The organism is Bradyrhizobium sp. USDA 4452, from assembly GCF_054063575.1.
On sequence record NZ_JBSSGK010000001.1, the window covers coordinates 1,350,030 to 1,370,584 of the forward strand.

At 62.0% G+C, this 20,555-nt stretch carries 17 protein-coding genes; 5 read left to right on the top strand and 12 right to left on the bottom strand.

Going from position 1 to position 20,555, the window contains the following annotated elements; translation table 11 throughout:
* Positions 1 to 28 precede the first annotated feature (28 nt).
* Positions 29 to 1,336, top strand: a complete 1,308-nt coding sequence (locus tag ACVISU_RS06610) for a UDP-glucose dehydrogenase family protein (protein WP_456706391.1) — start codon at positions 29 to 31, stop codon at positions 1,334 to 1,336.
* Positions 1,337 to 1,472: 136 nt separating this feature from the next.
* Here the strand turns inward: ACVISU_RS06610 and ACVISU_RS06615 are convergent, their stop codons facing one another.
* Genes ACVISU_RS06615 through rfbC form a run of 3 tightly spaced genes read right to left on the bottom strand, consistent with a single transcriptional unit; the run spans position 1,473 to position 2,939 of the window.
* Positions 1,473 to 1,970 (bottom strand): SDR family oxidoreductase, encoded by a 498-nt coding sequence (locus ACVISU_RS06615; RefSeq protein WP_456706392.1) that lies wholly within the window; start codon positions 1,968 to 1,970, stop codon positions 1,473 to 1,475.
* Entirely contained in the window at positions 1,876 to 2,385 is a 510-nt protein-coding gene (locus ACVISU_RS06620) for an SDR family oxidoreductase (RefSeq protein ID WP_456706393.1), read from the bottom strand. The genes ACVISU_RS06615 and ACVISU_RS06620 overlap by 95 nt, the downstream gene beginning before the upstream one ends.
* Entirely contained in the window at positions 2,385 to 2,939 is a 555-nt protein-coding gene (gene rfbC / locus ACVISU_RS06625; protein WP_050400824.1) for a dTDP-4-dehydrorhamnose 3,5-epimerase, read from the bottom strand. The genes ACVISU_RS06620 and rfbC overlap by 1 nt, the downstream gene beginning before the upstream one ends.
* 108 nt (positions 2,940 to 3,047) lie before the next feature.
* On the opposite strand from rfbC, the gene rfbA reads away from it, so the two are divergent.
* From rfbA to ACVISU_RS06640, 3 genes are read left to right on the top strand one after another with little or no spacing between them, the layout of a single operon-like run.
* Complete coding sequence (rfbA, locus tag ACVISU_RS06630) at positions 3,048 to 3,959, top strand: glucose-1-phosphate thymidylyltransferase RfbA (RefSeq protein ID WP_050400825.1); 912 nt, start codon at positions 3,048 to 3,050, stop codon at positions 3,957 to 3,959.
* Entirely contained in the window at positions 3,949 to 5,016 is a 1,068-nt protein-coding gene (gene rfbB / locus ACVISU_RS06635) for a dTDP-glucose 4,6-dehydratase (RefSeq protein ID WP_063695206.1), read from the top strand. The genes rfbA and rfbB overlap by 11 nt, the downstream gene beginning before the upstream one ends.
* 25 nt (positions 5,017 to 5,041) lie before the next feature.
* Complete coding sequence (locus tag ACVISU_RS06640; RefSeq protein WP_456706394.1) at positions 5,042 to 5,749, top strand: hypothetical protein; 708 nt, start codon at positions 5,042 to 5,044, stop codon at positions 5,747 to 5,749.
* Between the two features lie 102 nt (positions 5,750 to 5,851).
* On the opposite strand, the gene ACVISU_RS06645 is transcribed toward ACVISU_RS06640, so the two are convergent.
* Entirely contained in the window at positions 5,852 to 7,096 is a 1,245-nt protein-coding gene (locus tag ACVISU_RS06645) for a glycosyltransferase family 92 protein (protein WP_456706395.1), read from the bottom strand.
* A 434-nt stretch (positions 7,097 to 7,530) separates the two neighbouring features.
* On the opposite strand from ACVISU_RS06645, the gene ACVISU_RS06650 reads away from it, so the two are divergent.
* The gene (locus ACVISU_RS06650) at positions 7,531 to 8,520 is read left to right on the top strand and encodes a hypothetical protein (protein WP_456706396.1); all 990 of its coding nucleotides are present in this window, start codon (positions 7,531 to 7,533) and stop codon (positions 8,518 to 8,520) included.
* A gap of 105 nt (positions 8,521 to 8,625) precedes the next feature.
* Here the strand turns inward: ACVISU_RS06650 and ACVISU_RS06655 are convergent, their stop codons facing one another.
* The 8 genes from ACVISU_RS06655 to ACVISU_RS06690 all read right to left on the bottom strand — a co-directional run bounded on the left by ACVISU_RS06655 (position 8,626) and on the right by ACVISU_RS06690 (position 20,391).
* The gene (locus tag ACVISU_RS06655; protein ID WP_050400828.1) at positions 8,626 to 9,549 is read right to left on the bottom strand and encodes a glycosyltransferase family 2 protein; all 924 of its coding nucleotides are present in this window, start codon (positions 9,547 to 9,549) and stop codon (positions 8,626 to 8,628) included.
* An 11-nt stretch (positions 9,550 to 9,560) separates the two neighbouring features.
* On the bottom strand, positions 9,561 to 11,768 hold the full coding sequence (locus ACVISU_RS06660) for a glycosyltransferase WbsX family protein (RefSeq protein WP_456706397.1): 2,208 nt from the start codon (positions 11,766 to 11,768) through the stop codon (positions 9,561 to 9,563).
* Positions 11,769 to 12,091: 323 nt separating this feature from the next.
* Complete coding sequence (locus ACVISU_RS06665) at positions 12,092 to 14,143, bottom strand: tetratricopeptide repeat protein (protein ID WP_456706398.1); 2,052 nt, start codon at positions 14,141 to 14,143, stop codon at positions 12,092 to 12,094.
* Positions 14,140 to 15,486: an HlyD family type I secretion periplasmic adaptor subunit gene (locus tag ACVISU_RS06670; RefSeq protein WP_050400831.1), complete on the bottom strand. Its 1,347-nt coding sequence runs from the start codon at positions 15,484 to 15,486 to the stop codon at positions 14,140 to 14,142. Before ACVISU_RS06670 ends, ACVISU_RS06665 begins: the two co-directional genes overlap by 4 nt.
* Positions 15,476 to 17,710 (bottom strand): peptidase domain-containing ABC transporter, encoded by a 2,235-nt coding sequence (locus tag ACVISU_RS06675; RefSeq protein ID WP_050400832.1) that lies wholly within the window; start codon positions 17,708 to 17,710, stop codon positions 15,476 to 15,478. The genes ACVISU_RS06670 and ACVISU_RS06675 overlap by 11 nt, the downstream gene beginning before the upstream one ends.
* Before the next feature lie 191 nt (positions 17,711 to 17,901).
* A complete protein-coding gene (locus ACVISU_RS06680) occupies positions 17,902 to 18,516 on the bottom strand; it encodes a class I SAM-dependent methyltransferase (RefSeq protein WP_050400833.1) in 615 nt (204 codons plus the stop codon).
* Positions 18,510 to 18,833: a hypothetical protein gene (locus ACVISU_RS06685; RefSeq protein ID WP_456706399.1), complete on the bottom strand. Its 324-nt coding sequence runs from the start codon at positions 18,831 to 18,833 to the stop codon at positions 18,510 to 18,512. Before ACVISU_RS06685 ends, ACVISU_RS06680 begins: the two co-directional genes overlap by 7 nt.
* A 115-nt stretch (positions 18,834 to 18,948) precedes the next feature.
* Positions 18,949 to 20,391, bottom strand: a complete 1,443-nt coding sequence (locus ACVISU_RS06690) for a calcium-binding protein (protein ID WP_050400834.1) — start codon at positions 20,389 to 20,391, stop codon at positions 18,949 to 18,951.
* Positions 20,392 to 20,555: the final 164 nt, after the last annotated feature.

Genomic DNA, 20,555 nt, shown 5'->3' on the forward strand with positions numbered 1-20,555 from the left:
CTCTCCACACTGATCGACGAGCGGATTCATGAAGATTGCAATGGTTGGAACGGGATATGTAGGTCTCGTATCCGGAGCGTGTTTCGCCGATTTCGGCCATCAGGTCGTTTGTGTCGACAAGGACGCCGGCAAGATCGAGGCCCTGAAGCGCGGCAAGATCCCGATCTACGAAACCGACCTCGATAAGCTCGTCGAGACCAATGCCGCCGCCGGCCGGCTGACCTTCACGACGGAGCTTGCGGGCGCCGTCGGCGACGCCGATGCCGTGTTCATCGCGGTGGGAACGCCCTCGCGGCGCGGCGATGGCCATGCGGACCTGAGCTACGTCTATGCGGCCGCCAAGGAGATCGGCGCAGCGCTCAAGAAGTTCACCGTGGTGGTGACGAAGTCGACCGTGCCGGTGGGCACCGGCGACGAGGTGGAGCGCCTGATCCGCGAGACCAGTCCTAACGCGGATTTCGCGGTTGCTTCGAACCCCGAATTCCTGCGCGAAGGCGCCGCAATCCAGGATTTTCGCCATCCCGACCGGATCGTCGTCGGCACCGAGGACGAGCGGGCCAAGAAGGTGATGGGCGAAGTCTATCGCCCGCTCTATTTGAACCAGGCGCCGATCCTCTATACCGCGCGACGCACGGCGGAATTGATCAAATACGCCGCAAATGCGTTCCTCGCCACCAAGATCACCTTCATCAACGAGATCGCCGATCTCTCTGAAAAGGTCGGGGCAAACGTCCAGGAAGTCGCGCGCGGCATCGGGCTCGACAACCGGATCGGGACCAAGTTCCTGCATGCCGGCGCGGGCTATGGCGGCTCGTGCTTCCCGAAGGATACCCGTGCGCTGTTCAAGACGGCGCTCGATCACGACGTCCAGCTGAAGATCGTCGAAGCCACGCTGACCGCCAACGACAACCGCAAGCGCGCGATGGCGCGCAAGGTCGCCAACGTGCTCGGAGGCGAGCTGCGCGGCAAGACGATCGGCGTGCTCGGCCTGACGTTCAAGCCCGATACCGACGACATGCGCGAGGCACCCTCGATCCCGTTGATCAACGGCCTGATCGACTTCGGTGCGAAGGTTCGGGCCTACGATCCGGTCGGCATGGAGCAGGCCCGCAAGGAATTGCCCGAGATCGAGTACTGCAAGGACGCCTATGAATGCGCCCGTCAGGCCGATGGGCTGGTGATCGTGACCGAGTGGCGCCAGTTCCGCGCGCTCGATCTCAAGCGCATCAAGCAGGAAATGAAGCATCCTGTCGTCGTCGACCTGCGCAACATCTACCGTCCGGACGAGATGGCCGCGCACGGCTTCACCTACGACAGCATCGGCCGGCCGCGCTGAGCGGCCGTTCAACGCCGTCCAACTCCAAAGCGCGATGAGGTTGAATCCTCATCGCGCTTTTTGCTTGTCGTCTCGGCATCGTCCCGGCGCAAACGCCTCGTGTTTGGTGCGGAGAATTCGCTTCACATTCCGAGCGCTAGGCGTGAGCTGGCGCGCAGAGCTGGACATATGCGTCGAGCTCGCGCGCGAGCGCTTCCTGCCACGTCGGCATCGTGACCCCGAACTGCGTCTTCAGCCGCGTCAGATCCAGCCGCGAATTGCCCGGACGCACCGCTTTGGTCGGGAAATCGGCCGTTGCGATCGGCACGATATTGTCGACGGCCAGCGTGACACCACGCGACCGCAGCCCGCCGACAATGGCAGTTGCAAAGCCGTGCCAGCTGGTTTCGCCGGCGCAAACGAGATTGACCACACCGCCCCTGCGCACGAGTTGATCGTGCAGCGTGGTGATGTTCGGCAGGACGATGCCGGCGACCGCGCCGGCGATCGCCTGCGCCGTCGTCGGCGCGCCGATCTGGTCGGCCACGATCCGCAGCTCCTTACGCTCGCCGGCAAGCCGCGCGATGGTGCGCAGGAAATTCGTGCCTGTTGCGGCATAGACCCAGGAGGTGCGCGCGATCAGATGCGCCCCCACCCGCCGCCTGAATCGCAAGATCGCCGGCAAGCTTGCTGGCGCCGTAGGCCGACAATGGTTCGGTCGGACTGTCCTCGCGCCACGCCCGGTCGCCTGAACCGTTGAAGACGTAGTCCGTGGAGAAATGCACCAGCGGCACGCGGTTCGCTGCCGCCCATTTCGCCAGCTTTTCGGGTCCCTTGGCGTTGACCAGGAACGCCAGCTCGCGCTCGTCCTCGGCGCGATCCACGGCCGTATAGGCCGCGGGATTAATGATGAGATCGGGCTTCAGTCTCTCGAGCTCGCCCGCCAACGTCTCCGGCTTCGACAGATCGAACTCCGCGGTTGGCGGCGCGATGATGGTGCCGTGGCCCTCCAGCAGAGGCTTCAGCGCACTGCCGACCTGGCCGCGCGTTCCCGTCAAAAGAATCCGCATCAGATTTGTCCATAGGTCGGAAGGTTGCTGGCGTCGGCGAGCAGCGGCGCATCCGCATCCTTGGCCGACAGCTGCGGCTTGTCGACGCCCCATTCGATCCCGATCGCCGGATCGTTCCACCGGATCGAGAGTTCGTCCTTGGGACTATAGAAGTCATCACATTTGTAGAAGAAGTCGGCGGTTTCCGAGAGCACCACGAAGCCGTGGGCGAAGCCGCGCGGTACCCATAATTGCCGGCGGTTATCCTCGCTCAACTCGACCGCGACGTGCTTGCCGAAATTCGGGCTGCCGACACGCACGTCGACGGCGACGTCCAGCACCTTGCCGCGCAGCACGGTCACGAGCTTGCCCTGGGTGAGCGGGTTTTGCAGATGCAGCCCGCGCAGCACGCCGTAGGCCGAGCGGGACATGTTGTCCTGCACGAAGGGCCGCGCGATGCCGTGCTCGACGTAGCGGGGCAACTGGTAGGTCTCGAGGAAGAAGCCGCGCTGGTCGCCGAACAGCTTCGGCTCGACGATCAGGACTTCAGGAAGCTCGGTCTTGATGACGTTCATTTAACATTTGTTCCAGTTGACGCGCCCGAAATGTTAATTTCCATCTCATAACAAACTTGTGCGGCGCACGCTATATGTTATGTTTTGATAGTCAAATTGTGAGGGACCATGAAAGGCATTATCCTTGCCGGTGGCACCGGCTCGCGCCTGTATCCGGTGACCACCGTCGTCTCCAAGCAGCTGCTACCCGTCTTCGACAAGCCGATGATCTATTATCCGCTGTCGACGCTGATGCTCGGCGGAATCCGCGATATCCTGATCATCTCCACGCCGCAGGACAAGCCGCTGTTCCAGCGCCTGCTCGGCGACGGCAGCGAGATGGGTGTCCGGTTCGCCTATGCGACACAGGAGACCCCGCGCGGCCTCGCCGACGCCTTCATCGTCGGACGCGAGTTCATCGGTGATGACTCCGTCGCTCTTGTGTTAGGCGATAACATTTTCTACGGCCACGGCCTGCCCAGCATGCTGTCGGCCGCCTCGGTCCGCAGGAAAGGCGCCACCGTGTTCGGCTACGTCGTGAACGCGCCGGAACAGTATGGCGTGATCGAGCTGGACGGTACCGGCCGTGCGCTGTCGATCGAGGAGAAGCCGAAGCGGCCGAAATCCAATGTCGCCGTCACCGGTCTCTACTTCTACGACAATGACGTGGTCGACATCGCCGCCGGCATTAAGCCGTCCCCGCGCGGCGAGATCGAGATCACCGACGTCAACAAGGCCTATCTCGAGCGCGGCGACCTCTTTGTCGAGGTGCTCGGCCGCGGCTTTGCCTGGCTCGATACCGGCACCCACTCCTCGCTGGTCGAGGCCAGCCATTTCGTCCAGATCCTTGAGCAGCGCCAGGGCCTGCGCATCGCCTGCCCCGAGGAGATCGCGCTGCGGCAGGGATACATCTCGCTGGAAGCCTTCGCGCGGGTGGCGCAGAAGACCGCCAAGAGCAGCTACGGCGAGTATCTGCTGTCGGTCTACCGCTCGTTCCAGGGTCAGCCCCGCACAGCCGAGGTATTCAAACATGCGGTTTAAGGGATCGACGATCTTCGTCACCGGCGGCGCGGGATTCATCGGCTCGGCCGTGGTCCGGCACCTGCTGCGAGACACTCACGCCCGCGTCGTCAACATCGACAAGCTGACCTATGCGGCGAACCTTGCCTCCCTGCCCGGCTCGACCGAAAGCCTGAACTACAGCTTCGAAAAGGCCTGCATCTGCGAAGCACAGGTGCTGCGCCGGCTGTTCGAGAAATATCAGCCCGACGCGGTGATGAATCTTGCGGCGGAAAGCCATGTCGACCGCTCGATCGACGGGCCCGGCGAATTCATCCAGACCAACATCGTCGGCACCTTCACGATCCTGCAGGAGGCGCTGCGCCACTGGCGCACGCTCTCGCCCCAGAAGCGCGACCAGTTCCGCTTCCTGCACATCTCGACCGACGAGGTGTTCGGTTCGCTCGGCGACGAGGGGCTGTTCACCGAGACCACGGCCTATGCGCCGAACTCGCCCTATTCGGCCAGCAAGGCCTCGTCCGATCATCTGGTGCGCGCCTGGCGCGAGACCTACGAGCTGCCGACCCTGGTGACCAACTGCTCCAACAATTACGGCCCCTACCACTTCCCGGAAAAGCTGATCCCGCACATGATCATCAAGGGGCTCGCCGGCGAGCCGCTGCCGGTCTATGGCGACGGCCAGAACGTTCGCGACTGGCTGTTCGTCGAGGACCACGCCAAGGCCTTGACGCTGGTGCTGGAGCGCGGCGAGGTCGGCGAGACCTACAATGTCGGCGGCCGCAACGAGCGCACCAACCTGCACGTCGTGGAAAGCATCTGCGACCTGCTCGACGAGGTCACGCCGACTGCGGCAGGGCCGCGGCGCCAGCTGATCAATTTCGTCGCCGACCGGCCCGGCCACGACCGCCGCTACGCCATCGACGCCACCAAGCTCGAGACCGAGCTCGGCTGGCGCGCCGAGGAGAATTTCGAGACCGGCATCGCCAAGACAGTGCGCTGGTATGTCGACGAGCAACCCTGGTGGCGCGCGATCCTGGAGCGCGGCTACAAGGTGGAGCGCGTCGGGCTGAACCAGTAGCCGCCGCTCTCTCAAAGCCGTCGGCGTGGACAGCGAACAGGAAGCCGGCAAGCGCGATGAGGTTTCAACCGGATCTCATCGCGGCCTGACGAGCCGCGACCGCCTTCCGACGGTGGATTGGCAACCGCCCGCCAGACAACAGATCGAGAAACCAGGGGATCCCGCCATGAATATCGCAATGGACGGTCAGGAACAGACGTTGTTCAAGAGCTTCGTGGATCTCTCGACCCGCTATCTGGAATTCGGGTCGGGCGGAAGCACCTGGCTCGCCTGCCAAACCACGAAGGACTGGGTCATCTCGATCGATTCCTCGTCGGAATGGCTCTCCAAGGTCGCCGACGCCACGCGCGGTGCGAGCACCCAGCCACAGCTGCTGCACGTCGATATCGGCAAGCTGCGCGAGTGGGGTTACCCTGTCGAGAAGGAGAAAGAGAGCTCCTGGCCCGATTACCACGAACGCATCTGGGAACGCCCGGAAAGCAGGACGGCCGACCTGTACTTCGTTGACGGCCGGTTTCGCGTGGCTTGCTTCGTGCAATGCGTGCTGCACGCCGCACCGGGCGCTTTCATCGCGATCCACGACTTCGAGAACCGCCCCCATTACCATTCGGTGCGGACGGTCGCGCGCGAAATCGCGCGCGCCAACAATATGTCGGTCTTCCAAAGGCCAGCAAGGATCGACATCGATGCCGCACAAGCCCTGCTCGCGAAATACCGCCTGGAGCCGCTGTAGCTGACCAGAGCCTCCGTAGCCGGTCGCTACTGCCACGATCAGTTCAATGCACCAAACAAGAAGGGCGCGCCAATTGGCGCGCCCTTCTACTGCTTCCAGGTTTCAACCCTGGACCAGCTTCTTCAGTTCCGGAAGAAACCGCTGGATCGTCGCATCTTCGATATCGTTGCGATCCCGCAACGTGAAGAACTCCATCGCGCGGATCTTCTCGGGATCTCCATCGGCGAGCGGCCGGCCGCGCTCACGCTTCTTCAGCAATTGTTGCCGTGACTTCGTGTAATAGTGATTGATCACGAGCTTGTCCCGCTTCGGGGCCGTGCAGCGGCCATCGATCGGGAAGATGGGCGTGCCGTCTTCGGCGACATAGCAGCCCAAAACGAGCGATTGATGGGGATGCAGGTAGGACACGATGGTGTCGGGCCGCACGATTGACTTCATGATGAAATGATCCGGAAAGTCGTCCGGAGCGCGACGCGTGAACGACTCGATACACAAGCCGGCCGGCCTCGCGTCGTGACCGTTCGACCCGAAGTTCAGCCAATGCACCGCCACCGCCGGCGCCGGCCCAACCTCCGCCAGGACGTCCTTGATATTGCCGGCCTTCGTCGGAAACAGGTACTCATCGGCATCGATGAAGGCGCACCATTCCGAACAATTGCGATAGCTGTCGATCGCATGGGAGAACGCGCGCATCTGGCCGAATTCCCCCTCCACGAAATGATAGGTGATCATTTCGGGCCACGGGAAGGACTCGATCACGGCGCGCGTATTGTCGGTGCTGCCGTTGTCATAGAGATAGAAGTGATCTACCCCGACCAATCTGTGAAAGTGCAGCCATTCCAGCAGGTCGTCGCCCTCGTTCTTGATGGCGCACACGACGGAGAGGCCATGCTTCTTCCGATCGACCCCGACATAGAGTTTCTTCGCCTCCATCACGCGCAGGAGGCCTGCAAACTCCCGCCGCAGATTTTCACTGGTCGGGGCCGCAGCGAGCGCGGAGAGATAGACATCCAGCGCCTCGTGGGCCGATCCCATGTTGAGATCCGCGACCGCCAGACGATGCAACATCCGCGAGTCGGATGGCAGCTGCTTGACCAGATCAAGAAGAATTGCGCGCGCTCCGGCGAAATCACATGCCTGCACAAGCGCTGCCGCCTTTGCAAACTGGAACTCCTTGTAGTGGCCGTATTGCTGCTCCAACTGCTCGACCGATTGGATGAGGTCGTCGGGCTTCGGATTTGCGATCCGCTCGGAAAAGAAATCTCGAAGCCTTGTCTCGATCTCGCTTGCTGGAAGCGCATCGAGATTCACGCCTGAGCTGAAACTAGACGATGCAGGAATTTCCATGTCCAACCTGAGTCGCTCCCCACGAGATCAACAAGCAATTACCATTGGTTCGCACCACGAATTCCCTATTAGCGCACTTATCCTACAAGAATAAGGCTATAACACGCGGCGCTCACATTTTAACTGTTGTAAGGTTATTTCGAGGGAAATCAATATAATAGAGCGCCAGGGATCGCTGTCATTTGCATGAAACCGTAGCACCGGACGAGAACGATCGGAGATCGCCAATGGAAAATGGGAACGAAGCAGTCCGTAAGCCGTTCGCGCTTACACGACGGATGTTTTTGGCATCGTTATCCGCAAGCCTGCTGCCCGGCTCGCTCGGTTTGCTGGGTTCCAGCAATCCTGCTGCGGCCGCCGCAGCTTCCCGCCCCCTCGTCGGAGCCATTCGATGGGACGCCTGGTACGCGCCGGGCTCCCAGCCGACGGAGGCCATGAAGCAATCGCTCGGTCCGGAAAAATATCGTTGGCGGACGCCGTTCTTCGGAACGCAGATGAACCGCGATCCCAACGCGCTCGATTTTTCGGCTTCGATCGAGGCCGAGATGGACAAGGAGATCGACCAGGCCATCTTCGCAGGACTGGACTATTGGGCATTCGCCGCCTACGGCGCCAACCACCCGATGTCGAAAGCCCTGTACGCCTTCAGAGCGCGGCCGAAGGCGGCCGAACTGAGATACTGCATGTTTACCGAGCTCGGGCGATGGGGATCGGCGGCCAAGCTGTCCTCGCTGCCCCAGGAGCACATCGGCCTCATGGCGGACAAGAATTATCTGAGGGTGGAGAACGATCGGCCGCTCTACTTCCTGGGCTTCATCAAGGGTGCGGACGTGCAGCGAAGCTGGGGCGGCGTGCAAGGCCTCCGCACTCAGCTGAGCAAGTTCAAATCCGATGCCAACGGTGCCGGGCTTGCCGATCCCTACATCGTGCTGGCGGGAGACGCGAAATTCCTGAGCCAGGAGGCCGTCAATCTGGGCGCCGACGCGGTAGGCTCATATGCGATCACGACCGGCAACGGCCGCGGCAGCTTTGCCGATCTTGCGAAGTATGCGGAGAAGGGCTGGAACGATCTTTCCGCAAGCCAGGTCCCGGTCGTGCCCACGGTGATGACCGGATGGGACCGCCGCCCGCGCATCGAACGTCCGGTGCCCTGGGAAAAGTCGCAGCGTCCCGGCGATGGCGTCGCCAATTTCTACACCGCCCCGACCAAGAAGGAATTGGCCGGCCATCTGGCGCAATCGATCAATTGGGTGAACAGCCGTGCGCCCGATCGCCGGGCCCCCGCGGTGCTGATCTATGCCTGGAACGAAAACGACGAAGGTGGCTGGCTGGTCCCGACCGTGCCCTGCCAAACCGATCGCCTGGAAGCGCTGCGCGAAGTTCTCAAGGCGACCGCAAAGACGGCGTCGAAAAACCTCTGCTAGATTGGCTACGACGAAGTGTGTCGCGGCGTGCACGGAGCCGCGGCGCACGCTCGATCAAGGCGCTGTTCCGATTGCATCGGAACGGACAACGCGGCTCTCTCCCGATCAACGCCAGCGAATCGGCATGGTCCGATCGTTCGAGTCCACCGTCCGATGCTCCGGATGATAGGGAGCGTAGATCTGCTTGACCCAGTAGTTGAAGTTCGGGTGCAGCTTCACGAAGTCGTAGAACGAATCGCCGAAATTGGACGGGCTGAGGCAGGTCTTGTTCTGGGGCCGCGACGAGATCGCATTCAGGCAGTACGATTCCATGCACGCCTTCGTCTCGCTCTCCGCCACCTTGCTCAGGCTTCGGAAACTGTTGGTGGAGTGGAGCCGATACAGATAGCGGTCGGTCTCGAGATAGGTCGGCTCGACCTTGGTGACGGCGCGCAGCGCGAAGTCCCAGTCGTGACAATATTTGAGGTCAGCGAGCCAGCCCACCTGTCGCAGCAGTTCACGGCTGAAGACGAAGTTTCCGGTCGACGCCGCAATCTGGGAGTCCAGGAATGTCCATGACAGCGGCGCACCGGCAATCTGCGCCCGATCGATCGCATAGCGCAGGCGTGTGGGAAACTGGTAGTTGCTGATCGACTTGCCGTGCTCGTCGATCGGCTCAACGGCCGAGAAGCCGAAGAACAGCCGCTCATTGGCATATTGATCCGCGAACAGCCGCACTCGCTCCTTCGAGAAAGCATCGTCCGAGTTCAGAAGGAAGATCATGTCGCCGTTCGTCAGCGACAGCGCCCTGTTCCAGGTGTAGTGGGCGCCGAGATTCTGGGGGTTCTTGAGCAGCTTGCACGAGACAAAGCGCTTTCCGAACGACCTCTTCTTGATGACCTTCTGGGCGACCTCAAAACTCTTGTCCGGCGAATTGTCGTCCACGATGACGAGTTCAATGTCGGCAAAGGTCTGCTGATAGACCGTCTCGAGGCACTCCTCGAGATACTGCTCGTGCTTGTAGCACGCGATGACAACGCTTGCGAGCATCGGCGGCGACCTCAACGTCTCACGATGATCGAGTGGCGGGACCTTACGAGTGCGCTGGCTCCGTCACCGACCTCCAGGACCGCGAGTTGATATTCACCATCCGGCAGATCCTGAATCGAGAACGACAGCTGGAAGCCGAAATAGCAATCCCTGCTTTCGGCCTTCATGTACTCCTTGACGTCGACGCGCTCGTGCCAATCGACGATCAGGCAGTACCCGTTGTCGGCCGCGCTCCCCGGAGCAAGCGCCGACAGGATCAGGAATCCCGTCCTCTGTCGGCTGGCTTCGAAAGCATTGCCCGCGCAAATCCATCCCCGCACCAGGATCTCATAGCGCGGATCGACGATCACACGTTCGCCGGTTTGCGAATTGATGTTCTCGATGACCAGCAACGACCCTTCCGGATTGTCTGACGCCCCTTCTGCCTCGACCGGAATGCCGCTTCTTGCGCGTTGGACCCCGGAATGCGTCAGGCCGGATCGGTGCAGGCTTGCAAGCACCTCGACATGCGTCGAGGCTTCTTTCACCGCCCACTCGAGCTCCTGCCTGCTCAGGCAATCCAGCAGATCCGGACTATTGCGAATCTGGGATGAGATGGGCTCCGCCGAAGCGACCCTTCGCACGACCTCGAGGAATGCGCGTCCATGACGCGAATCCGGCTCGAGATGGGCACCCTCGGCCCACTCGTTCCAGGAATTGATGAACACGAGCGACTCGGAGAAGCTGTTGCCCTTGGCCCGCAGCGTCGCGTCGCGCAGCCAGACCTCGAAGGCCTCCGGACTGGACCGGGTGAAGACATGACCGCGCGCGCCCTTGCGCGGCGTATTGTCCCAACGCGGCATCACGGCAGGAAAGAACGGGAAATCGTAGGTCTTGCCGATCGACGATCGCATGGCATCGACATAGTCGTACACCTTCCCGGCGAAGGTCGGCGGCGCATCGACTTCGGCCGGCGGCACTTCCCGCGTCGAGACCGTGTGCGGCGGAAACTCGATCGCCGCATCGCAATTGACGTCACGCGGGTCGAACTCGCCGAAGGTCATCGCATTGCAGATCAGCAGCTCGCCGATTCCAAGTTCTCTGGCCCTCTGGCGCCAGATCTCGAACAGGCGCTGCTTGTCCGGCAACAATGACGGCCTGTAGATCACGATGACCTTTCGGCCATCGACGGCGATGTAGCGCTCATCGAGCAGCAGGTCGGCCATGTCGTCGATAAAGCGGACGTCGTCGTCCAGCGAGTGATTTTGTCCCAACAAGAGCTCGGCATCCGAGCCGTCCCACCGGCGGGACCAGTTCTCGTTTGCCCAGCAGATGCAGAACGGCAGGTTCGGCTCGCCGTCCTCGAGCAGCAGCTGAAGCGGCTTCTCCAGCAGCCGTCTCCCCTGAAACCAGTAGACGTAGTAGCAAAATCCATCGATGCCGTACTTGCGCGCAAGGTCGCCCTGCTGACGGCGCGTCTCCGGCAGCCGGACATCGTAGAATCCGAGATCGGCCGGCAACCACGGGGACTCGTGAGCCGGAAACTGGGCGCGCATGCGCGCGACGTTGGTCCACTCGGTGAACCCCGGTCCCCACCACCTGTCATTTTCCTCAAATGAATGGAATTGCGGCAGGTAGAAGCAGATGTAGCGCACCTCTTTGGTGGCGGCGTCCGCCACTCCGGCAACGGTCCTGTTGTCGTTGTTCGGAAACAGCAGATCGTCGTAGTCCTCGATCGAGAAACCCAGCGCAACGACCACTTCGCTCGCGGTGAAGTTCTCGAACAGCGGTATCTCGTAGTACTCGCCGTCGCTCAGGCTGATACGGAGATAGATCTGCGCATGCTTGGGCTCCACCAGCGTGTTTCTCAGGGCACGCGCCAGCCGCCGCCGCACGCCCGGCGTCGATAGATCGATCCGAAATCCCGGACGTCCGATCACGCTCCGTGGGCCGACGCGGGCCGGCATGGATCGGCCGGTGCGTCCCTCTTCAACACAGTGGGAAGCGATGAAGAGCGCTATCGAAACGGTCGAAGCAGGCGACTGGGCGTCGACAATCCAACCCGAAATTCCTCGCCCGGAATATTCGAGGATTGCGCCGCGCAACCGCGATCCCGACTGCAGATCGCTGATATCGGGATCCAGGAACAGGCTCTGCGGATGGTCGTCCTGCTGAACCGGACTGGCAACGGGCAACATATCCTTCGTATCCCTGACGCTCCGTTCGACCATCTTGTTCATTGCCACTCAATCTCCTGCCAACGTTTAACGCCGGCTCCAGTTTCTTTCCCGATCACGCGGACATTCGATCCCGGGATCACACGCTCCAGATCGCGACCTCATGGTTCTTATCGATCATCTTCCCACAACCAGAGGTGCAACGAGCATTTATTCCGCGGACCCACATTAACGCAATCTCTCTATCGTCGATATGAAAGCCATTGTTAGTTCTGCCTAGATTGTCACGCGGACGTGCACGCTTCCGTGCCTTCGCGCCCAAAAACAAAGCCGTTCACCGTCTCTGCAATTGCCTGCGCGCGAGGTGATGTCCGCCTCCAACAATCTCAGCCGACGCTCTCGCCCATCGCCTCGAGACGACGCAGCGCACCTTCGTTGTTCTGCTGCGCCGCCTGTCGATACCAGCGCAGCGCCTGATCGCGGTCCTGCGCGACGCCGTTGCCGGCACGCAACGCATCGCCAATGGCGAGTTGCGCTTCGGCCATGCCTTGCTGCGCAGCGGCCGCGAACCACTCGGCCGCCTTCGCCGGATCGGCGTCGCAGCCCTGGCCTCGTCCGAGCATCACGGCAAGGTTGTATTGCGCGGTCGTGTGACCCTGGCGCGCGGCGGCCTCGTACCATTTCACGCCCTGGACAAGATCCTGCTCGACGCCCTGCCCGGTGCAATACATCACCGCGAGCTTGAATTGCGCTGCGGCGCTGCCGCCATCGGCCGCCTTGACGATCCAGCCGGCGGCCGCCTGCGGATCCTTGAGGCTGCTGTTGGGATCGGAATACAGCAACGCCAATGTGTGCTGGGCCTCGACATGGCCGGCGCTTGCCGCCCGCTTGAACCATTGCACCGCGGCCGGAAGATCGACGGCGCCGCCGGACCTTCCCATGTGAAGCCCGCCCAACTGGAATGCTGCGGCAGAATGCCCCGCCTCGGCGGCATCGGTGAGCAGCGTGCGTGCCTGCGCAAGACCGGCTTCGGACGGCTCCTGCTGGATGAGAAACACGGCATAGGCCGTCTTTGCATCGGCATCGCCGCCGTTGGCGTTGGCCGCCTTGCTGAGCCATTCGGCAGCGCGCGCCTGATCGCGCGGCACACCGTTGCCCGCCGAGTAGAGCCGGCCGAGTTGTACGCCTGCGGCGCTGATGCCTCCCTCGGACGCGCGCTCGAACCACTTGATCGCGGTCGCGACATCGCGCGTCACGCCGTTGCCGTTGAGATAGAACACCGCGATGTTGTGAGCCGCCGTGGCATGGCCACTCTCGGCCGCGCGCTCGAACCATTTCGCAGCCTGGCGGATGCTGGGCGGAACGCCGGTGCCGGTGGCGTAGAAGCGCCCGGTAAGGAATTGCGCCTGCGCATCGCCGCGTTCGGCCGCCTTCTCATACCAATACGCCGCTTCGCGCAGGTCCGGCTCCGCAGCGGTGCCGAGCGCATAGAACTCGGCCAGCGCCTGGATCGCCGGCAAATAATCCTTCCGCGCCGCCTTGCGCAGCGCGGTCTCGGCCTTGTCGAGGTCCTTGGCCACCCCTTTGCCGCTCAGCCGCAACAGCGCGATGTTGTAGAGCGCGATGGCATCGTCATGGGCAGCTGCACTCTGGAAAAGCCGCGCGGCCTCTTCGACATTCTCGGGAAGCCCGGTGCCCTTGAGGCACATGAAAGCGAGCGCAACCTGCGCGCGGACATGCCCCTGCTCCGCGGCCTTGTGATAGAAGAAATACCAGATCGCGGCCTGCGCAAGATCGACGGCAACGCCGCGGCCCTGATAGTACACGTCGCCGAGCGCGAATTCGCCGGCCGCGGCCTTCTGCTCGGCCGCAGCCTCGTACCAGCGCAGGGCAACGGCGTGATCCTTGGTGCAGCCTTGCCCGTTGGCGTACATGTCGCCCAGCAGCGCTTGCGCGTCCGCCTTGCCGGCTTCCGCCGCCAACGACATCCAGAGGAAGGCGGCGTCGAGATCCCTCGGCACGCCGATTCCGTTCGGGAACACCAGATCGTGGAGGTTGGTCGCCTTGTCACCCAGCCGCGCCGCCGTGGATTGCCGCCACATCTCGGGCCGGTTCGGTCCGAGCGCGGCCTGAAAGCCGTGGAAGTGGATCAAGCCGAGCTGGAATTGCGCATCGACATGTCCATGCAGCGCGGCGCGTTCGTACCACGCGACCGCGTCCGGAATGTTGCCGATGACGCCCTCGTTCTTCGCATAGAGCAGCCCGATCCGGTAATCCGCCTCCGGGTTGCCCGCGCGCGACGCGAGCCGCCACAAGCGGAGCGCCTCGAGGTATTGCCGGTTCTCGTAAGCCTGCATTCCCCGTTCAAACTGCGATGAGTCTGAACCGGACGAACGGGGCCGGAGCAGGTCGAGAAGGGATCGCGCCGATACCGTCATGGCTCGCGCATTGCTTCTTTTGCGCTGCGCAGCATGCCGCCGAGCAGATACATCGCAACGGACCGGGTGCCGACATTGACATCGCCCTGCAATGTCATGCCGGGGATGAGGCGGAAATTCTTCGGAACATCCTTGAAGTTGGTCTCGTCGACGGAGCATCGCGCCTTGTAGTAGGCATCCACCGGCTTCCCGTCATCATCGGTCGTGAAGGCGCCTTCGCTGATCCAGCGAATCCTGCCCTGCGCCGTACCGTGCTCCGCCGCGTTGAAGGCATCGACCTTCATCGTGCAGGGGTCGTTGGGCCGGACGAAGCCAACATCGCGCGACAGGATCTGGATCTCGGCCTCGAGCCGGGTCTTGAGCGGCATCAGCGTAATGAAGGGATCGCCCGGCTTCAGCACCGATCCGACCGAGAGCTTGGCGAGGGTCAGGACGACCGACGGCTCGGCTGCCGTCCACCGCACAAGATCCTGATGCTTGATGGCCTTGTCATAGTTCGAGCGGGCCGTATCGAGACTGTTGCGCGTCGTGACCAGATCCTGGCTCAGTTGCGCATTCCATTGCTCGATGAAAGCCTTGCGATCGGCCTTCAGCGATTCCAGCTGGTGTTGCGCTTCCAGCAGCGTGTTGTGCGTGTTGTCGATCTGGCGCAACAGCTCCAGGCGATTGTCCTGGGACAGATACAGGTTCAGCTTGGACCCGCTGCCGCTTTCCGCAAGCGTCGAGCGCATGTCCTCGATCTTGCCGGCGATCTCGGCGCGTTGGCTGTAGCGTTCGTCGTCTTTCTTCGACTTCTGGATCGTCGCTTCGGTCTGGCTGATCTTGGAGTCGTAGCTGTTCACCTGCGCGTTGTACTGGGCGACGCGCTGATCGTAGAGTGCCTTTTGCAAGGCGTTGTACCTCGTCACTTCCGGATCGTTGGACTGACCATATGTCAGCGGCTTTCCGGACAATTCGGCCTCGTCGCGGGCAACCTGTGCATCGAGGCTCGCAATCTGCAGCTTGTACTGGGTGACATCGGCCGCGGTGAAGGTCGAGTCGAGGGTCGCGAGCAGCTGCCCGGTCTCGACCTGCTCGCCTTCCCGAACATCGATGGTCTTGATGATCGAGGCGTCCAGGGCCTGCAGCACGTTGATCTGATCGACCGGGACGATCCGGCCGCCGACGCTCGTGATGACCCGATCGACGCGCGTGAAGCACATGATCGCCACGACGGAGACCATGAACGCCGACAGCAAGAACAGCGTCGCCCGAGCCAGCAACGGCTCGGCCGCCTCGCGGATGGCGTCGGTTTCGGACTGGAACTGGCGAACGGTCGCGAGCGAAGCCTGATTAGGAGACAAGGGTCGGACTCCTGAAGTTTTTCTCGTTGCGGCCTGTCGGCACGAGATGCGTGTTCTGCTGGTACCAGAGCGAGCTATAGATGTCGTTTCGTTCCAAAAGCTCCTCGTGACGGCCGATATCGTTGACCACGCCGCGATTGAGCACGAGGATCGCATCGGCCTTGGTGAGCGACGACAGCCGGTGCGAGATGATGATCAGCGTGCGCCCCTGGGCGATCCGCGAAATATTCGCGTTGACGATCGTCTCGCTCTCGGCATCGAGCGCACTGGTCGCTTCGTCGAGGATCAGGATCGGAGGATTGACGATCAGCGCTCGCGCGATCGCGAGACGCTGACGCTGGCCGCCGGAAAGATTGGTGGATCCCTCGTAGATATAGGTCTCGTAGCCGCGCGGCAGCTTGTCGATGAACTCCTCGGCGCCCGCCAATCGCGCCGCCCTGACGATATCGTCGAAGGTCGCATCGGGCTTTGCGGCCGAAATGTTTTCGCGAATCGTGCCGCTGAACAGGAAGTTCTCCTGCAGCACGACACCCACGTTGCGGCGGAGATGGTCGACGTCGTATTCGCGGACATCGATGCCGTCGACCTTGATCAAACCGCCGTAGTCGGAGTGCAGGCGCTGCAGCAGCCGGGTGATCGTGGTCTTGCCCGAGCCGCTCTTGCCCATCACGCCCAGCGTGGTGCCGAGCGGAATCTCGAAGGAGACGTTGTTCAGTGCCGGCGACACCGCCCCCTTGTACTTGAAGGTGACGCCGGAGAATTCGACCAGCCCCTTGAGCGGAACCCGCACGCCGTGGCCGGAACGTCCCTCCTCAGGCGGCTGATTCACCAGCCTGCCGACGATCGTGACGGCCGTGCGGGCCTCGTCGTACTGATTGATGAGCTGGGCCATCTGCATCAGCGGGCCGGCGACACGTTGCGACAGCATCAGAAAGGCAAACAGCGCCCCGACATAGACCGGATCGCCGCTCGACACGGCCATGTAGACACCGAACGCATAGGGCGCACTCACCGCCAATCGTTCCAACGGACGCACCACCGTCTGGATGGCGGTTCCGGTCAGGCCTTCGGCAAGACGCGCCTTGGCGACGCGCGCCACAAGCACATCCCACATGTGCCGCTGCCGCTTGTCGAGCGCCAGCGATTTGATGGTCCGCATGCCGTTCAGGCTCTGGATCAGGAAGGCGCCCTGCGCGCCTTCGGCCGCCAGGGTTGCCGAGGACTTCTTCCGGTAGGCCGGCAGCATCAGGACAAGCCAGGTTACGATCACGCCGGCAAAGCCGAGAACCATCAGCGTCATGATCGGGCTGAAGAAGAACATCACGGGCAGGAAGAAGAACAGCGTCGTCGAATCGAGAATGGTTCCGAACAACTGCCCGGTGAGGAAGCCGCGAATTCGGAACACTTCGCGGATGTCCCTCGAAATCAGGCCGACCGGGTTCTGCTCGAAGTAGTCGATCGGCAGATTGAGCACCTTCTCGAACACGTAGGTCGACAGCTTGACGTCGAGGCGGGCCGTCAGACGCTGCACCAGATACTGCCGCAGGAACGTGAACGCCGCCTCGAACAGGATGAGCACAAGCATGCCGATGCACAGCACGTAGAACGTGTTGTAGGCCTTGTAGAAGATGACCTTGTCGGAGAGCAGCCGCCAGAACATGATCGGGCCGAGGCCCATCAAGCCCAGGATCAACGCCGCGATCGCGACGTCGCGCAGGATACGCCGTTCGCGGAACAGCAGGGCGGTGACAAAGCCGAAGCTGAACGGCTGGGTCTCGTCGGAAATCTCGTAGTCGCGCTTGGCCATGACGACGTCGCCCGACCAGATGTCCTCAAAGCGCGGCTGGTCGATGACGAGCAGCGCATCCTCGCTCGCGTTCGGATCCTGCAAGACCACCCGGGTGCTGTTTTCATCGCCTTCAAGGCGCAGCAGGACCATGTGGCTGCCATCGCGCAGGCGAACGATGGCCGGCAGCGCCCGCTTGAGATGGCTCAGCCCCGTCCAGTCCAGCGTGACGGCCTTTGCCGTCATTCCGGATGAGTTCGCGCACTTCAGAAGTTCCGGAAGCGTGACCTCCTGGTCACCCAGGAGATTGTCGTGGATGAGCTGGGAAGGCGTCAGATGCAGGCCATGCTGCCTTGCCACGAGGACGAGACATGCAAGACCCGAGGGTGGCAGCCCTTCCACCGAAGGTGCGCCGACGAGCGAGAGGTGTTTGGTCATGGATGCCTCGAAGTTTCGACTGCGCAGATCCTGGCCTTAGCGAACTATAACTTATCATTGTTAGTTCGCTAACGCAGCATTTTCAGCACATCGCACCAAAAAGATATATTTCGCGACCGGCACAAAGCCGATTCGAGCGTTGTCACAGACCGTTTAACCACGGAACTTTATAACATTATTTAACATCGGCATCACGGCGCGGCGGTCACGGTCTCCCGGAAGTCGAAGCCGCAGGCCTCCAGCTGCGGCCGGATCCGCTCATCCTCGGCCTCGGGCATCAGCGCCAGCGCGCAGACCTCGAAGTTCCCGCTGCGCACGGAAACCGTCGGAAAGCCGGCGCTCAGCAGCAGGTTTCCCATTCGCTCGGACGAGAAGCCGGTCTTGTGCGCCATGTGATGGCGCCCCTGCTCGATTGCGCCGGAATGCCCGTAGATCATATCCAGTGGCCGGATCGGGCCCGCCGGCGAGACATACGCCACCGCACCGAGACCATGGATCAGCATGTGCTGGGCCACCGCCTCGAGGTCGGGCGACATGATCAGCGCAAAGCCATCCGGCTTGAGAACCTCGCGGAACTGCACGAATGTAGGGTGAATCTCATGGGCATAGAGATGCTCCATGACGTGAGAGCACCAGATCGCGTCGAACGAGGCCAGCGGGAACAATCGAGAGAGATCGGTGATCGATCCGACGACGTCCGGATTAACGCCTCCGTCGACATCGAGCCGGACCTCCTCCCACTCCTGCGAGGTCATGAGCGGCTGGATGCGCTTGGTCACCGTCGATCCAGCACCGGCATTCAGCATTTTCTTCTTGGCCAATTCGAGAGCTCCGCGGGTTCGCGCATCAAGCGGCTGAATTCTGCAGCGATCGTTCGTCTTGACCGAACGTGCCGGGGCCGCAGAAGGCGATCGGCCACGGTTCCCATCGTATCAAGCGAGCACCACGCATTTACAAAAGCTACGTGGTCCGAATGTGACCAACTAACGTCTAACATCCGTTGGCGAACATGCCCCAGGCGGAACTTGTGATAGAGGCTGCTGATCTGGGTCATCTGGCCATTGCTGAAGTTGACGTCCAGAGAGCCGTCCTTGCCCGCGGCAATGCCGGTCAGGTCGGCCAAGGCGTGATCCAGAAAGGTCGATCACAACACCATCTGTAATCGCAAAGAAACGCCACCTCAACCAGGGTTGAGGCGGCGCCTTTGATTAGTGGAGACCTAGTTCAGGCCTAGGATCTTACAGCTTGGTCGAGTGACCATCGTTGAAGATCAGGTATTCGATGTTGCTGATCTGGGTCACCTGGCCATTGCTGAAGTTGACGTCCAGAGAACCGTCCTTGCCCGCGGTGATACCAGTCACATCGGTTGAGGCATGATCCAGGAAGGTCAGCGAGTCCTTGCTGCCTGCGCCACCGTCAATGGTGTCGTTGCTGTGGAGGTTGGACAGGTAGAAGTAATCCTGACCCGACCCGCCGACCATCGAGGCCGTGCCGGTGGCGGAGCCCACGAACGAGTCGTTGCCGCCGCCGCCGAACAGCGTCTGCGTGCCCGAACCGGCGACCAGCGTGTCGCTGCCGGAGCCACCATACAGCGTGTCGTTGCCGGCGCCGCCGTAGAGCGAGTCGTTGCCGTCACCGCCAAACAGCTTCGTCGCGTGCGACGCATCGCTGCCCGAATAGAGCACGTCATTGCCGGCGCCGCCGTACTCGGCAACAGTGCCCGTACCGCCGACAATCAGGTCGTTGCCGGCACCGCCATACAGCGTGTCCGCACCGGCGCCACCATACAGCGAGTCGTTGCCGGCACCGCCGTCGAGGATCGAGCCGTGCGAGGCATCCGAGTTCGAGTAGAGCGCGTCGTTGCCGGCGCCGCCGAACAGCTCGTTGTTACCCGAACCGCCGATCAGGACGTCGTTGCCCTTGCCGCCGTCGAGAATCTGGTTGCCCGAACCGCCGGTTAGCGTGTCGTTGCCGTCGCCGCCGAACAGGCGATCGTTGCCGGCACCGCCGTACAGCGCGTCGTTGCCCGTGCCGCCAAGCAGGATGCTGGAATTGCCGGCAGTGCTGCCGGACACCAGCACGTCGTTGCCGCTGCCGCCCAACAGGGTCGACGAGCTGCCGCCGTAAAGCGTATCGTTGCCGGAGCCACCGATCAGGGTGTCGGCACCGATGCCGGACAGCAGATCATCGCCCTTGCCGCCATCGAGCGTGCTGTGACCGGAAACGTTGTCGATCAGGACATCGTCGCCGTTGCCGCCGGAGAGCGAGTCGTGACCCGCGCCACCGAAGATCGTGTCGTTGCCGTTGCCGGCGAGAACTGTGGTGTCACCGGTGCTGTTGACGAAGATCTGATCGTTACCGTTGCCGGTCGCGACCAGCACCGGGGTGCTGCCGTTCACCGTCAGCGTGACGTCCTGGTTGGTCGCCTCGATGATCGCCTTCAGGTTGGCGTCGGTGTTAACAGTGTTATTGGCGTTGGTCTCGATGAGAACGTTGGTGTCCGGGTTGGGGTTGCTGATGCCGGCACCCACCTGCACCGGGATGGTCGCGCCATTATCCGGGCTGGTGTACCCGATCCCTGCGTTGATCAGATAGTCAAGAATCTGTTGCTGGGTTGCGTGATCGATCGTGGAGTTGATCGCATGTTTGAGGTCGGTCTGGTCGAGATTGTAAGTCGCCATCGATGTAGCCCCTGCTTGGGATACGAGGATTCAAGCCGCTCGCCCACACGTAAGCTGTTGATCCGCAACTGGTTTGTTGCGACGCAGCTCAAATGTGGACACACGTTACGAACTTGTTAAGTCCATTGTTAAGTCCGCAATATCGGGGTGTCAATCAGCAAAGC